Annotated in this window: 14 protein-coding genes, 1 tRNA gene and 1 pseudogene; 7 read left to right on the forward strand and 9 right to left on the reverse strand. The window is 27.9% G+C overall.

From position 1 onward, the window contains the following. Position 1 precedes the first annotated feature (1 nt). The 4 genes and pseudogenes from rpoD to pfkB form a co-directional block, all read right to left on the reverse strand. Positions 2-1,852 (reverse strand): RNA polymerase sigma factor RpoD, encoded by a 1,851-nt coding sequence (rpoD, locus tag L6653_RS03665; protein WP_236785569.1) that lies wholly within the window; start codon positions 1,850-1,852, stop codon positions 2-4. A gap of 26 nt (positions 1,853-1,878) precedes the next feature. Beyond that, a pseudogene (gene dnaG, locus L6653_RS03670) lies at positions 1,879-3,548 on the reverse strand (DNA primase). Between the two features lie 103 nt (positions 3,549-3,651). Next, the gene (locus tag L6653_RS03675) at positions 3,652-5,025 is read right to left on the reverse strand and encodes an aldehyde dehydrogenase family protein (protein ID WP_236785570.1); all 1,374 of its coding nucleotides are present in this window, start codon (positions 5,023-5,025) and stop codon (positions 3,652-3,654) included. A gap of 84 nt (positions 5,026-5,109) precedes the next feature. Continuing rightward, positions 5,110-6,024 carry a 1-phosphofructokinase gene (gene pfkB, locus L6653_RS03680; protein WP_236785571.1) on the reverse strand — a complete coding sequence of 305 codons (915 nt, stop codon included), beginning with the start codon at positions 6,022-6,024 and terminating at the stop codon, positions 5,110-5,112. A gap of 111 nt (positions 6,025-6,135) precedes the next feature. Here pfkB and L6653_RS03685 point away from each other — a divergent pair, with 111 nt between their 5' ends. Continuing rightward, complete coding sequence (locus tag L6653_RS03685) at positions 6,136-6,477, forward strand: phage holin family protein (protein ID WP_236785572.1); 342 nt, start codon at positions 6,136-6,138, stop codon at positions 6,475-6,477. A 106-nt stretch (positions 6,478-6,583) separates the two neighbouring features. Here the strand turns inward: L6653_RS03685 and L6653_RS03690 are convergent, their stop codons facing one another. Further along, positions 6,584-6,850, reverse strand: a complete 267-nt coding sequence (locus L6653_RS03690; protein WP_060802934.1) for an acylphosphatase — start codon at positions 6,848-6,850, stop codon at positions 6,584-6,586. Positions 6,851-6,962: 112 nt separating this feature from the next. Here L6653_RS03690 and L6653_RS03695 point away from each other — a divergent pair, with 112 nt between their 5' ends. The 3 genes from L6653_RS03695 to L6653_RS03705 all read left to right on the forward strand — a co-directional run bounded on the left by L6653_RS03695 (position 6,963) and on the right by L6653_RS03705 (position 10,277). Next, positions 6,963-9,506: a heavy metal translocating P-type ATPase gene (locus L6653_RS03695; RefSeq protein ID WP_236785573.1), complete on the forward strand. Its 2,544-nt coding sequence runs from the start codon at positions 6,963-6,965 to the stop codon at positions 9,504-9,506. Then, positions 9,506-9,775 carry a metal-sensing transcriptional repressor gene (locus L6653_RS03700; RefSeq protein WP_049690867.1) on the forward strand — a complete coding sequence of 90 codons (270 nt, stop codon included), beginning with the start codon at positions 9,506-9,508 and terminating at the stop codon, positions 9,773-9,775. The genes L6653_RS03695 and L6653_RS03700 overlap by 1 nt, the downstream gene beginning before the upstream one ends. Positions 9,776-9,851: 76 nt before the next feature. Then, positions 9,852-10,277: an Asp23/Gls24 family envelope stress response protein gene (locus L6653_RS03705; protein WP_236785574.1), complete on the forward strand. Its 426-nt coding sequence runs from the start codon at positions 9,852-9,854 to the stop codon at positions 10,275-10,277. A gap of 41 nt (positions 10,278-10,318) precedes the next feature. Here the strand turns inward: L6653_RS03705 and L6653_RS03710 are convergent, their stop codons facing one another. Then, positions 10,319-10,819 carry a QueT transporter family protein gene (locus tag L6653_RS03710; protein WP_236785575.1) on the reverse strand — a complete coding sequence of 167 codons (501 nt, stop codon included), beginning with the start codon at positions 10,817-10,819 and terminating at the stop codon, positions 10,319-10,321. A 153-nt stretch (positions 10,820-10,972) separates the two neighbouring features. Between L6653_RS03710 and L6653_RS03715 the strand changes: the two genes are divergently transcribed. The 3 genes from L6653_RS03715 to L6653_RS03725 all read left to right on the forward strand — a co-directional run bounded on the left by L6653_RS03715 (position 10,973) and on the right by L6653_RS03725 (position 12,913). Continuing rightward, positions 10,973-11,869, forward strand: a complete 897-nt coding sequence (locus tag L6653_RS03715; RefSeq protein WP_236785576.1) for a C39 family peptidase — start codon at positions 10,973-10,975, stop codon at positions 11,867-11,869. Between the two features lie 59 nt (positions 11,870-11,928). Continuing rightward, positions 11,929-12,004, forward strand: a tRNA-Lys gene (locus L6653_RS03720). A gap of 165 nt (positions 12,005-12,169) precedes the next feature. Continuing rightward, complete coding sequence (locus L6653_RS03725; protein ID WP_236785577.1) at positions 12,170-12,913, forward strand: ECF transporter S component; 744 nt, start codon at positions 12,170-12,172, stop codon at positions 12,911-12,913. Between the two features lie 49 nt (positions 12,914-12,962). Here L6653_RS03725 and L6653_RS03730 read toward each other — a convergent pair whose 3' ends face one another. The 3 genes from L6653_RS03730 to L6653_RS03740 form a co-directional block, all read right to left on the reverse strand. Then, positions 12,963-13,268, reverse strand: coding sequence for a DUF4298 domain-containing protein (locus tag L6653_RS03730; RefSeq protein ID WP_058990249.1), 306 nt, complete (start codon positions 13,266-13,268; stop codon positions 12,963-12,965). A 66-nt stretch (positions 13,269-13,334) separates the two neighbouring features. After that, the gene (locus tag L6653_RS03735; protein WP_236785578.1) at positions 13,335-14,273 is read right to left on the reverse strand and encodes an L-lactate dehydrogenase; all 939 of its coding nucleotides are present in this window, start codon (positions 14,271-14,273) and stop codon (positions 13,335-13,337) included. Positions 14,274-14,357: 84 nt separating this feature from the next. After that, entirely contained in the window at positions 14,358-14,885 is a 528-nt protein-coding gene (locus tag L6653_RS03740) for an NUDIX hydrolase (protein WP_236785579.1), read from the reverse strand. Between the last annotated feature and the right edge of the window lie 41 nt (positions 14,886-14,926).

Raw genomic sequence — 14,926 nt, forward strand, 5'->3', positions numbered from 1 at the left:
TTTATAAAAAGTCTTTCAATAATTCACTCTTATTAGGCGATTTTAATTTTCTTAACGCCTTTGCTTCTATTTGTCTAATTCTTTCACGTGTTACATCAAATTCTTTGCCAACTTCTTCAAGAGTTCTAGGAGTTCCATCAATTAGTCCAAATCTTAATTGTAAAACTCTTTTCTCTCTTGCACCAAGACATGATAAAACATCATTTAATTGGTCTCTTAACATTGAATAATTTGCTGCATCATCTGGATTTATAGCTGTATCATCTTCTATAAAATCTCCCAAGTGGCTATCTTCTTCTTCACCAATTGGTGTTTCCAAGCTTACAGGTTCTTGGGCAATTTTTCTAATTTCTTGAACCTTTTCTACTTCAATTCCCATTTGCTCAGCTATTTCTTCATTTGAAGGATCACGTCCCAAATCTTGAACTAATTGTCTTTGAATTCTCACTAATTTATTTATGGTTTCAACCATATGAACAGGAATTCTTATTGTTCTTGCTTGATCAGCAATTGCCCTTGTAATAGCCTGTCTTATCCACCAAGTTGCATAGGTTGAAAATTTAAATCCTCTGTTGTAGTCGTATTTATCGACAGCCTTCATTAGACCCATGTTTCCTTCTTGAATTAAATCCAAAAAGCTCATTCCACGACCCACATATTTTTTTGCAATTGATACAACAAGTCTTAAGTTTGTTTCAGCCAATTTTTGTTTTGCCCTGTTTGCATCAAAAATCGCCCTATTTAATCTTTTTATATCCTCTGCATCAAAACCATGGTCTTCAAAAATTTTATTACATAAATTTTTGGTTTTAGCAAATCTTTCCAAATCCCTTACACTAGATTCTGATAAAGGTTTATACTCATAAACTTGTTTTGCTTTGTTTGAAAAATTAATTAAATCATTAATTAATAATTTGTCATTAGTCTTTAGAATTTCATTTTCTGCACCCTTTTTGTAAAGGTCTGAAAAAGCCAAATAAATTAATGAAACAATATCATCGGATTCCTTAGTTGCAACCAGATTTCCAAAATTATCAAACAAATCGCACAAAATATTTGCTTCTTTTTCACTTAATTCTTTGTCTGCTATAGATTTTTGGGCTATATCACAAATTAAAATTTTGGACCTTATAGCTTCCAATTGGTCTTCTGTCAACTCTTGGTTTAACATATTTTCAAATTGATGACCAATTTCTATTAAAGAAAGAAGATTTGTCTTTGTTTCCTCATCAAATTCTTTATTTTCCAAAATCAATTGATTTGCTCCAAGTATGGTTAGGGAAACATCGCCATAAAAAATATCCAAAGCCAATTTTATTTTATTTTGTTTGGTAAGTTTTTTTCCGTTTTTACTCCTAAAAGCTATATCTCCAAGCTCCATTTTTTTAGCCAAAAATATTTCTTCATGAGCATCCAAAAGCTTTACCTTACCAATCTCTTTCAAATACATTTTTACTGGGTCATCCAATTTAAGACCTGTAATGGTATCGTCTTGGATAAGTTTTTTTTCTAACCTTTGCTTGTTAGTCACTTTTTTCATGTGATCTTCAAGTTTTTCGTCAGAAAAATCTTCGTCCTCATCTTCTAAATCATCTATTATTTCTTCATCTTCTTCAATTTCTTCGTCTTCGTCCAAGACAGTTCTTTGCTCTTCAACAATCTCTATTCCATTGGATATAATTTGGCCTATAACATATTTTTTGCTTTCATCTTCCATTTCTTTAAAACTCTCAAAGGTGTAAACTTGTTTGTATGTTACAACACCTTCTTGAGATTCACTTATAGACTTAAATTCATCTATAATTTCTCGTAGAAGATCATCCTCTAGCATTTTCTCGTTATCACTTGTCATAAGTCTCCCCTCCAGCTTTGAAGTGATTAGTCTCTATTTTTCAACTTTTCTAAAAGTTTTCTTCTATTTTCTAAATTAATTTTTTCTTTCAATTCATAAGCTAATATTTTATTCGACTTGTTTTTAATATAATCTATTATAAATTGATAATCATTTGAAAAATTTTCACTAATTCTATCAAAACCATTTTTATCAATATATGCTTTTACTTTTTTTAATCTATCATCAACCAATACTTGATCGAAAAAATCTTCAAATTCCTTATAATCATCTTTTTGATTAAGATATAATCTTAGAGTTTCAAGCTCATTAATTGGAATTTCATAATTTTTCTTTCAACAATTATTTTTTGTTTTTGGTGGAAATTTTTGAAATTATTATCATTTGAAAAATTCTCTTTATTATTTATATAAGTCTTTTTGTAGTTATCATTATACTTTAAGACAGATTCTTTTAAAGTAGCCTTATCTATATTAAAGAGTTTGCTAACATTATTTATAAAAATTTCTCTAGTAAGATCTGACTTAATAGATGCTAAAAATTCGATAAATAAATTTAATTTTTCAAATTTTTCATTATCCTTGCTTTTTGCATACAAGTCAAGAATTTTATTATACTTGTAATTATAAACATCACTAGCCTCATCCATCTTTTTAATAAAGGCATCTCTGCCATATTTTTTTACAAAATCATCAGGATCAAGGCCTTTTTCAAGGGAAATTATATTTGGTTTTATGCCTTCATCTAAAAGAATTTCAATAGCCCTATCTGTAGCTTTTATTCCTGCATTATCCTCGTCATAGCAAATATAAACATTTTTGGCATATCTTTTCAAAAGTTTTGCCTGATCATTTGTAAGACTTGTTCCAAGACTTGCAACGGCCTGATCAATTCCTTGATTATTTAAACCAATTACATCCATATAACCTTCAACCAAAATAATGTCCTTACTTGACTGTTTTTTAAAAATATTTAATCCGTAAAGATTATATCTTTTTTTAAAAACCTGACTCTCAGGTGAATTTAAATATTTAGGCATGGTGGAATCAATACTTCTTCCACCAAATCCAATTACTTTTCCATAGTGATTTATAATTGGAAAAATCAACCTATTTCTGTACTTGTCATAATATTTACCATTTTGAGATTTTTTTATTAAACCCAAACTTTCAATATCATCTAGTAAATAGTCTTTCTTTTTTACATAATTTAGTAAATCATCCCAAGAATTTTTGGCAAAACCTAGCATAAAGGTATTTACAATATTTGACCTAAACCCTCTGTTTTTCAAATAAATTTGTCCGGCCTTATCAGTTAACAAATTTTTATAAAAATACATCATTATATCTTTATTAATATCATAAAATCTATTTAAAATTTTATTTTCCTTTGAAGATTTTGAGTCATCAAGTTTTATACCAGCCTTACTGGCTAAAAATTTCATAGAATCAATATAAGAAAGCCCTTCTTTGTGCATAATAAAAGAAACAACATCACCGCCTTCGCCACAACCGAAGCAATGAAATAATTGTTTCTTATCATCAACAGTAAAGGAAGGAGTCTTTTCATTGTGAAAAGGACACAAACCCTTGTAGGAATTACCAGATTTTTTTAAATCTACATAATCTCCAATAATTGCCACAATATCTGAATTTTCTATAATTTGATTTTTTTTCTCATCAGATATAAACACCATTAAACCACCTCTTGATATAAACCCTATTATACTTTTGTAATTTTTTTCTTCAATAAATTAAAATAAAAAGCAAAAAAATAAAAATCCTAAAAAATTAGGATTCTTACTTAAAAATTTTTTTTATTATTTTTTCTTGTCCCCTTGAATATGGAGGATATTTTAATTTGATATCAATATTGTTTGATCTTATCATTATAGATTTTCTGTTTGAAAAATTCATAAAACCAAATTTACCGTGATATCCTCCCATTCCACTTTCTCCGACTCCACCAAATTCTAAATTAGGATTTGATAAATGCATAACTGTATCATTAATACAAACTCCACCTGAAGATAAATCATAAGTAAGTCTATCAATATGGTCCTGATCTTCACTAAAAATATACATAGAAAGTGGTTTATCCATATTTTTTAATTTATTAATTATTTCAAAAATATCTTCGTACTCAATAACTGGAAGAATTGGTCCAAAAATTTCTTCCTCCATAATTTTATTTGAAAAATCTACATTATTAATTATGGTTGGTTCGATTTTTAAAGTTTTAGAATTGTAAAGTCCTCCCGTATAAATATCTTGTCCTTCCATCAAATAAACAAGCCTATCCAAAGCTTTTTCATCAATTATTCTTGGATAATCAGGATTTTCCAAAGCCCTATCTCCAAAAAATTCAAATATAGCTTGTTTCATAAGTCTTAAAAGCTCATTTTTCACATCCTTGTGAACCAATAAATAATCTGGAGCAACACAAGTTTGTCCGCTATTTAAAAGTTTTCCCCAAATAATTCTTTTTGCAGCAAATTTCAAATTTGCACTTTCATCAACTATACAAGGAGATTTTCCACCTAGCTCAAGTGTTACTTTCGTTAAATTTTCACTTGCTTTTTTCATTATAGTTCTTCCAACTTTTGAAGAACCCGTGAAAAATATATGGTCATACTTGTAAGATAAAAGCTCGTCATGGCTTATTTTCTCATTGTCAACGCAGTAGATAAAGGACCTATCAAAATCTTTATCCAAAATTTTTTTTATAATTTTTGATGTGTAGACTGCCTTTCTTGAAGTTTTTAAAATTACTGTATTTCCACTTGCTATTGCATTAATTATTGGATTAATTGCAAGTAAAAACGGATAATTCCAAGGAGAAATAACTAGAGTTACACCAAGTGGTTCATATCTTGTAAAAGATTTCCCAGGCATAGCCTCAATATTTGTAATCTCTCTTTTATCTTTCATCCAATCAGATAAATTTTTTAAAGCAAAATCTATTTCTGAATGAGCACTTGCAATTTCAGAAAAATAAGCTTCAGTTTCAGATTTATTTAAATCCATTTTTAAGGCATGTAAAATTTCATTCTTATTTTTATTTATAGAAGTTTTTAGTTTTTTTAAGGCTTGTTTTCTAAAATCTTCAGTATTAGTTAAGCCCGTATTAAAAAATATTTTTTGCTCTTCAATAACTTTTTCTAATGTTTTCATATTTACCTCTCTTTTTTATCATATACCCAATTTTTGCCAAATAAAAAACACAGATTCATAAATTTAAAATCTAGTGTTTATAGCTTATTTTAAAATTTCAATTTCTACTTCGTTTAATAATTTTAAAATATATTCCTTTGACCCAACGTCTTTGCTAAAAGCTGTAGCACTCGCAGCAGCAACAGCAAATTTAAATGAGTCAAGTTTTGAAAAACCTTCCATATATCCGTAGATATATCCGCCCACCATGCTATCTCCGCATCCAATAGTGCTCACTACTTTTCCAGAAATAGCTTTTGATTTATAAATATTATTTTCATCTATAAAAATAGATCCTTCTTCACCAAGTGATACGATTATATTTTCAGCCCCTTCCTTAATTAATTTTTCTGCACATTCTATAATTTTTTCATCATTTTCTAGTTTACAGTCAAAAATTTCTTCAAGTTCTTTTTTATTTGGTTTTATCAAAAAAGGTTTATAAGCTGATAATTTGTATAATTTCTTTCCAGCAGTATCAATAGCAAATCTAACATTGTTCATTTCTAGTAAATTTACAATAACCCTATAAAAATCTTCTCCCAATGATTTTGGTATAGAACCAGAAATAATTACAAAATCATCTTCTTCTAATTCATCTAAATAATTTAAAAACTCTTCTATTTCAGATTCTTTAATATTAGGACCTATTGCGTTTATTTCACTTTCCTTATCATTTTTCAACTTTATATTTATTCTAGAATCATCTTCAATCTTTGTAAAATCATTTTCAATTTCAAGTTCATCTAATTTATCTTTTATAAATTCTCCAGTAAATCCACCCAAAAAACCAAGATTTATAGACTCAACTCCTAAATTTTTCAAAACTATTGAAACCATAATTCCCTTTCCACCAGGAATTTTTTCTTCACTTTTGCTTCTGTTAGTTTCCCCATCCAAAAACTCATCAATTTCCAATATATAATCAATTGATGGATTTAAAGTAATTGTATAAATCATATCTCCTCCAATATATATCATTATTATATCATTTTAAATTTATTTGTTTTAAATATCTTGAAAATTCGACTAATTAATGTAAAATTTATACAAACAAAAGGAGGTGATTAAATGGCAATTTTAGTTGAATGGATAGTAAATGCTATTAGTTTGTATGTAATTGATTTTTTATTTTCAGGAATTTCTTTTACTGAAACAAAAGCTCTATTGATTACTGCCTTATTATTGGTTTTTGTAAATGCAATAATTAAGCCAATTTTAAAATTATTATCTCTTCCATTGACAATCATTACTCTGGGTTTATTTTCTTTTATTGTGAATGCAATAGTATTAGAGATTGCATTTAATCTTACAAGTGGAGCAAGTATCAATTCATTTTGGACTGCTTTATTTGCATCAATAATTCTTGCAATAATAAATCCAGCAATTAGCAACTTTTTTGATAAAAAATAATGGACTTTTGCAAAATTTTATTACTTTAAATTTTTTTCAAGCTCTCTATTTATATTTATGGGGAGCTTTTAATTTTTCAAGTAATAATTTTGCATAAGTCCATTTTTTATGATAACTTAAATTCTTCTTCGTCTTTTTCTATTTCTTTTTCTTTTATTTTTATATCATCAATTCTAATAAACCTATCGTGAGCCAACCTATCCAAAAAAATATCTATTTTTTCTTGATTTCCTTGAACATTTACTTCAACATCTCCATCATATAAATTATAAACATCTCCTGTAAGTCCAAGTTCGTTTGCAATCATGTAAGATTTATACCTAAAACCTACCCCTTGAACTCTTCCTTTAAAAATCATATTATATCTTTTCATTTTTTTCTCCTTGATTATTTTCTACCCATAAATAATTTTTATCCTTTACAAAAATTAATTAAGCAATATAATAAAAATAGATACCCCCACAGGGTGTTAGTAAGGAGGTAAAATGAAAGAACGCTTTGATGTTACTGGAATGACTTGTGCATCTTGCCAAGCAAACGTAGAAAAAGCAGTAAGAAAATTAGGTGTAGATGATGTAAATGTAAATCTAGTTTCAGAATCTATGAATGTTTCCTATGACAAGGACAAAATTTCTGAAGACGATATTATTAAAGCTGTAGAAAAAATTGGCTATGGAGCTAGCCCAAAAAATAAAAAAAAGGAAAAAAATTTAAAAGAAAAAAATAATTTTAATGAAGAAATTGAAGTTAAAAACAGATTAGTTATTTCTTTTTTATTTATGATTCCTTTGATGTATGTTTCTATGGGCCACATGGTTTCTCTTCCTCTTCCAAAATTTTTGATGGGAATTGAAGGTAGTGTGAATTTCGCCTTTGTTCAATTTTTATTGGCCCTACCTATTATTTTTGTAAATAGGATTTTTTATATTTCTGGTTTCAAAGGATTAATTAATAAGGCTCCCAACATGGATACTTTGGTTGGACTTGGTTCTTTTGCAGGTCTTGTTTATGGGATTTTTGCCATAATGAGAATGGCCTATGGTCTTGGTTTTGGAGATCTTGAAATTGTTGAAAATTATAGGCATAACTTATATTTTGAATCTGCAGCTATGATTTTGACTTTGATTACTCTTGGAAAATATTTTGAAAAAAGATCTAAAGGTCAAACAAAAAAATCTTTGGAATCTTTGATGGATCTTGCTCCAAAAAAAGCAAGAGTTTTGAAAAATAATCAAGAAGTTGAAGTTTTGGTAGAAGATTTAAAAAAAGGAGATTTGATTTTAGTTCGTCCTGGTGAATCAATAGCAGTTGATGGGATTATAAAAGAAGGATCATCCCTTGTAGACGAAGCTGCAATAACAGGCGAATCAATGCCAGTAAATAAAAATGTTGGAGATGAAGTAATTTCAGCTACTATAAACAAACAAGGATCATTTGTTTTTGAAGCTACAAAAGTTGGAGAAGATACAACTCTTTCTAAAATAATTGAGCTTGTAAATGATGCCAACGAAACAAAGGCCCCAATAGCAAAACTTGCTGATAAAATTTCTGCAGTTTTCGTTCCAGCTGTAATAATAATTTCAATACTAACATTTATAACTTGGATGTTTTTGGGATATGGATTTGAATTTTCTTTAAATCTTGCAATTTCAGTTTTAGTAATTTCTTGTCCTTGTGCTTTGGGCCTTGCAACTCCAATGGCAATTATGGTTTCAACTGGAAAAAGTGCTCAATTTGGACTTTTATTTAAAAACGCTGAAAGCCTAGAAAATCTTCATAAGGTTGATACAATTTTACTTGATAAAACTGGAACTATTACAGAAGGAAAACCTCAAGTTACAGATATTAAAACTGAAATAGATGAAAATGAATTTATAAAAATAATAAGCTCAATTGAAAATAATAGCGAACATCCCCTATCAAATGCAATAAATGAATTTGCTAAAGAAAAAAATATAGGGGCAGAAAAAATTGAAGAATTTGAATCAATTTCCGGCAAGGGAATTAAAGCAAAATATAAAAATAAAATTTATTTTGGTGGAAATATTTCTTTAATGAAAGATAAAAATATTAATTTAAATTCTTATGAAAAAATTGCTGATAAATTTTCAAATGAGGGAAAAACTTCCATGTATTTTTCTGACGAAAAAAATGTAATAGGAATTGTAGCTGTCCAAGATAGACCAAAAACTTTATCAAAAATTGCAATAGATGAGATGAAAAAAATGGGCTATGAAGTTAGGATGATAACAGGAGATAATGAAAAAACCGCTGAAGCTATAAGAAAATCATTAAATATTGATGAAAAATATGCAGAAGTTTTGCCTCAAGATAAGGAAAAAGAAGTTAAAAAACTTCAAGATCAGGGTAAAAAAGTATTGATGGTTGGAGATGGAATTAATGATGCGCCAGCTCTTGCAAGAAGTGATGTTTCCATGGCGATTGGAAATGGAACTGATGTTGCAATTGAATCAGCTGATGTGATTTTAATAAAAAATAATATCCTGGATATTGTTTCAGCCATAAAACTTTCAAAAGCAACCATAAAAACAATAAAAGAAAATCTATTTTGGGCCTTTTTCTATAATGTTATTGGAATTCCCCTTGCTGCTGGTTTATTGTATCCAACTTTTGGATTGAAACTTTCACCAATGTTTGGTGCCTTTGCCATGAGTTTATCATCAGTATTTGTTTGTTTGAATTCTTTAAGACTTAGAGGATTTAAGGCTGATTTTGAAAATGAAGAAAAAATAAAAGAAATTTTAGAAGAAGAAAAAAATAAAAATAATAAGGAGAAAAAAATGAGTGAACTAAACAAAATGATAGTAAGAGTAAATAATATGAGTTGTAACCATTGCAAAAATCGCGTAGAAGAAGTTCTAAAAAATATTGCAGGAATTGAAAATGCAGAAGTAAATTTAGATGAAAAACTTGCTAATGTAGAATTTTTTGGATCAGTTGATGAAGAAGAAATAAAAGAAAAAATAAATGATGCAGGATATGAATTTGTAGGTATAGAGTACAAATAATGCAGGCTGATAAAGATAAAACTTTAAGAAAATTAAAAACTGTCAGAGGACAAATTGATGGGCTGATTAAAATGGTTGAAGATGATAGGTATTGTATAGATATATCAAATCAACTTATGGCATCAATTTCAATTTTAAAAAATATAAATTCAGATGTCCTCTCCTCCCATCTTGAACATTGTGTCTACCATGCCCTTGATGAAAAAAATGAAGATGGAATTGAAAAAATTGAAGAGATTGAAAAAATCATAAAAAAATTATCTAAATAATATGTTAGTTTATAGATTTTTTGGGTAATATATTAGAGAAGAAAGAGATTATTCTAAAAATTAAAAGGAGAAAATTATGGATAAAATTGAAAACAAAGATGTTCAAGCTGAATATGCTAATGAAGTAAGTGAATATACAATTAATGATAATGTAATTGCAAAAATTGCAAAAAAAGTTTTGGTAAAAACTGATGGTGTTTTGGAATTAAAGAAAAATGTATTTTCATCAATTGCTGATAATTTTACAGACGGAGAAAACACTTCAGGAATCTCAATTGATGTTGATGACGCTAAAAATGCAGTAGTAAATACAAAAATTATTCTTGAATATGGTAAAAAAGCTCAAGAAGTATTTGCTTCATTAGATAGAAATATCAAAAAAGAAGTTTATACACTTACAGGTATAAACGTACAAGCTGTTAAAGCTGAAATAGTTGATGTTTTAACAAAAGAAGAATTTGAAGAAAAAAATTCAAAAGATAAAGATAAAGATGAAGAATAAAAAACAAATTTAAAAGAGTGCAAAACGCACTCTTTTTTATTTTAGAAATTTTTAATCATTTCCATTAAACCAGTATTTTTTTCTAGAATTTTAAAGATTAAAACACCAATTATAGATACAACAATAAATTCACTCATCATAAATTGTAAAAGCATTATAATAAATGCAGTTGATGAATCTAATAAAAAATAAGTTCCTATAGCTGGTATAAACATAAATAAAACTGGAAATAATGATGCTATAAATAAATTTTTTTGTCTAATAATTAGAGAAAATGCCAAAAATGAAGCAAAAGTTCCAAAAATCACATCAAATACTGCTATATCTGAAGCAAAATTAGCCAAAAAACATCCCAACAAAAGTCCTGGTATAAATCTTCTGTTATAAAATACCAATAAAACTAATATTTCACTAAACCTCAATTGAATTGGCCCGTATGCTAGTGATGGGAACATTAAAGTAATTACAGCATAAAGGGCTGCGATTGCAGCTGACTTAACTAAAAAATTTGTATCCTTAAAATTATATCTTTGATTAGACATATATACCTCCTTGATATTTTTTTGGATGGGTCCCAAGTAAACATCCTTTAATCATTATAACAAAATTTTTTAAAAAATAAAGTTTCAATATTCTAAATACTTATAATTTTTTATTATTTTCTGATATAATTATTGATAAGAAAAGGTGAAAATATGAAAAAAATTATACTAATCTTATTAATAATTTTTCCACTAACATCTTGCTCAAAAAAAGAAAACAGTGGAATAAAAAATGAAAATTTTTCAAATACATTAAGAGATGTTGAATACATTACAAAAAAATATGTTAATTATGATAAAGATGCCAAGGCAAATATGCTTTCTATTATAGATAATGATGAATATTTCCAAGCAAGGATAAAAACTAACAAGGAAAAAGAATTAAAGTCATATATAAAAGAAAAATCTTCTGGCAACAAAAAATTAAAATGGATTTATGATAATTTTGATAAATTAAATTATGGAGAAAAAGTTTTAGTTGGAAATGACGATGATGCTTGTGATTATGTTTATAATTGTCACAATAATAAAAAAGATTTTAATTTTTTTGATGGGCAAAGTCTTAATCTACATAGAAAAACCCCCTACTATCTCCAGTGGGATAATAGGTGGGCTTATGATAATTTAATAGGTGACGATAATATAGGAATTGCAGGTTGTGGTCCTACTTCAATGGCTATGGTTTTATCTAGACTTTTTGATGATGAAAAAATAAATCCAAAATTAATAGCCCAAGATGCAAAAAATCATATGACTGAAGATGGTGTATATTGGTCTTTTTTTGAATTTGAAGCTAAGAAATATAAAGTCAAAATTGAAGATATTGACAATACTGAAAAAGATTTAAAAAATGCTTTAAAAAAGGGTCCAATAGTTGTTTCTGTAAAACAGGGATATTTTACGACTGGTGGTCATATTATGGTAATTGATTCTATGAAAGATGATAAATTATTAATTAATGATCCAAATTCTATAAAAAATTCAAAAATCGAATGGCCATATAAAGATATACAAGATCAATTTGTAAAACTTTGGTTAATGTATAAATAATTTTTAATCTTGTTGACAAAACATTTTTAAAATGGTATTATTAATAAGTCAGCAAGTTAGTGCCATTAGCTCAGTTGGTAGAGCACCTGACTCTTAATCAGGGTGCCCAGGGTTCGAATCCCTGATGGCGCACCAATTTTAAAGTCTCCCCAAAATGGTTTAATCATTTGGGGAGGTTTTTTTTTATTTACAATTTTAGAATTTATAATTTCTTAGTTAATTTTTAGACATTTTCATTTTTTTCCTATATAATATTAAAGGTAATGAACGATATCTACATGAATCGTATCAGGAGGTAATATGAATAATAAAGAAAAAACACGTAAGATGGTAACTGTGGCTATGCTCGGTGCAATCACTATAGTTTTAGGATTGACTCCAATGGGATATATTCCCCTAGGCCTAATAAGTATAACAACTATGCACATTCCAGTAATTATTGCAGCAATTTTGGAAGGACCAATTGTTGGAGGTCTTGTAGGATTTATTTTTGGTCTATCTTCAATAGCAAATGCAATGCTTAGACCTGGTCCAATTTCATTTGTATTTTATAATCCAATAATTTCAGTTTTACCAAGAATTTTAATAGGAATTTTTGCAGGACTAACATTTTTGGCATTAAAAGATAAAAATAATGAAAAAATAAGGAAAGTTTCCTTAATTTTGTGGACCATTTTAACAGGATTTTTGCTATATTTGGTTTTTTATAATTTAAGCCACCAAGCAAAAATTTATCAAATAGTTATTTCAATACTTATTACAATTATTGCAATTTGTATGCTTTATTTGACTTTTAAAAATAAGAATTCAAATCTTTCAGTTGCTATAGCATCTTTTGTTGGAACTATGACTAATACACTTTTTGTAATGGGCTTTATTTATTTATTTTATGCAGAAAAATATGTAACAGCCTTGGGAATTTCTGTTGAAGCTGCAAGAAGTACAATTTTTGGAGCAATTATAACGAACGGACTCCCAGAAGCAATCATGTCAATAGTTTTGGTTTCTGCTATAGTAAAAGCTGTATCTGCAAGAAGAAAATAAAAAATATCCCTCAGCAAAAAAATTTGCTGAGGGATTTTAAATTTAAAAGTTAATTATTCTTAATTATATCTGTTGCAAGTTCAAGCATATCTACTGCCAAATAGTAATTGTCACCAAGAAGATCATAAACCAAATCTTCTGAAAATATTCCTTGACTTATTTCAGGATCAATTTCTCCTTGGTTTGATTTCTCAAGATCATCCATATACTCTTTTGAAGAATAATAATCAGAAAGTTTCTTGTAATCTTTTTGACTTTCCTTAAATTTTTCAAGAGCTTGTCTAAATTCTTCTACAGCTTTGGAATTTTTGTTTAAAATTTCTTCCATTTCTTTGATTTTTTTAATATCTGTCATTTTTTCCATCCTTTATTAGATATTTTCACCTAAAATATCTACCCATTTTTTAGATTTTAAATTATTTTATATGTTGGATTTTTTAATTATTTCCTTTAAAGTTTTAGCACTTTCTTTCATTCTTTCATCTTCAGTATCTGTAAGTGGAACTTCCAAAACCCATTTCACTCCATCTTTTCCAATAACTGAAGGAACTCCAATATAAATACCTTTTAAACCATATTCCCCATCAAGGTATGATGAAGTTGAAAATACAGAATTTTGATCATTTATTATGGCTTCAACTATCCTTGTAAGAGCCATTCCAATTCCATAAAATGTTGCACCTTTTTTGTCAATTATTTCATAAGCTGCATTTTTCACCTTATCAAAAGTATCCAATAATTCTTTTTCATCAGTATCACTGTGAGTTTTTACCCATTCGTACAAAGGCATTCCACCAACATTTGTGTGTGACCAAACTGCAAATTCGCTATCTCCATGCTCACCCATAATAAAAGCTTCAACACTTCTTGGGTCAATTCCTATTAAATTTGCAATTTCTTTTTTAAATCTTGATGAATCAAGAGTTGTCCCGGTTCCTATAACCTTGTTTGCTGGAAATTTTGAATATTTCCAAGTTGCATAGGTTAAAATATCAACAGGATTTGATGCTACCAAAAATATTCCATCAAAACCACTTGCAACAATTTTCCCAATCATATCTTTAAAAATTTTGAGATTTTTTTCTATTAAATCAAGCCTTGATTCCCCAGATTTTTGTGGAATTCCAGCTGTGATTACAACAACTTCTGCATCTTTACAATCACTGTAATCTGCTTTATAAATATGTTTTGGATTTGTAAAAGAAAGCACATCGGAAAGATCCATTGCATCTCCCTCAGCCTTTTTCTCATTTATATCAATTATTCCCAATTCTCTTCCTACACCGAGAATTGTAGAGGCATAAGCAAAAGAACTTCCTACAGCTCCATCACCTACTAAAATTATTTTACTATCTTTCATTATTCCTCCTATATTTAATTCTTAGTTTTTTGCTATGAATTCTTTTTTATTATACTCTTTTAAGAAGGAAAATGATAATTATTCTTAATTATTTGTAAATAAATTTGAATTATCTCTCAAATAAAATAATAAATTAATGTAATCTTTTTGGTAAGGCACAAATTCTTTTTCATCAATTATTTTCAACAATTCTTTCCTACTTACAAATTTTGCATCAGCTACTTCCTCTTCTTGTAATTTCAATTTTTTTAAATCAATATTTTTATTTTTTATAATATAAACATCATCTATCCTAAAACCCGTATTAATCGAAATATTGGGATAAGCATTTGAAAAATCATATTTAATCCCAAGCTCCTCTGACAATTCTCTTGAAGCTGCAAGTTGAGAACTTTCTCCACTTGAAACTGCTCCAGAAACTGTCAAATCCCACAAATTTGGCCAAGATTTTTTTGATTTTGTTCTCTTTTGAATCAAAAGCCTCCCCTTTTTATCAAAAATTAAAACGTGTACGATAAGCCTATAAAGACCTCTTGGCACTATATCTCTTCTTTCAATTATATCTCCAGTTTTTTTCCTAAAATTATCATATAAATCTACGTACTCTTTCATTATTTCTCCTTTAGCTACTTAATTATACATACCCATTTTTT

Origin of the sequence: Anaerococcus ihuae, from assembly GCF_928368155.1 — a bacterium.
GTDB lineage: Bacteria > Bacillota > Clostridia > Tissierellales > Peptoniphilaceae > Anaerococcus > Anaerococcus ihuae.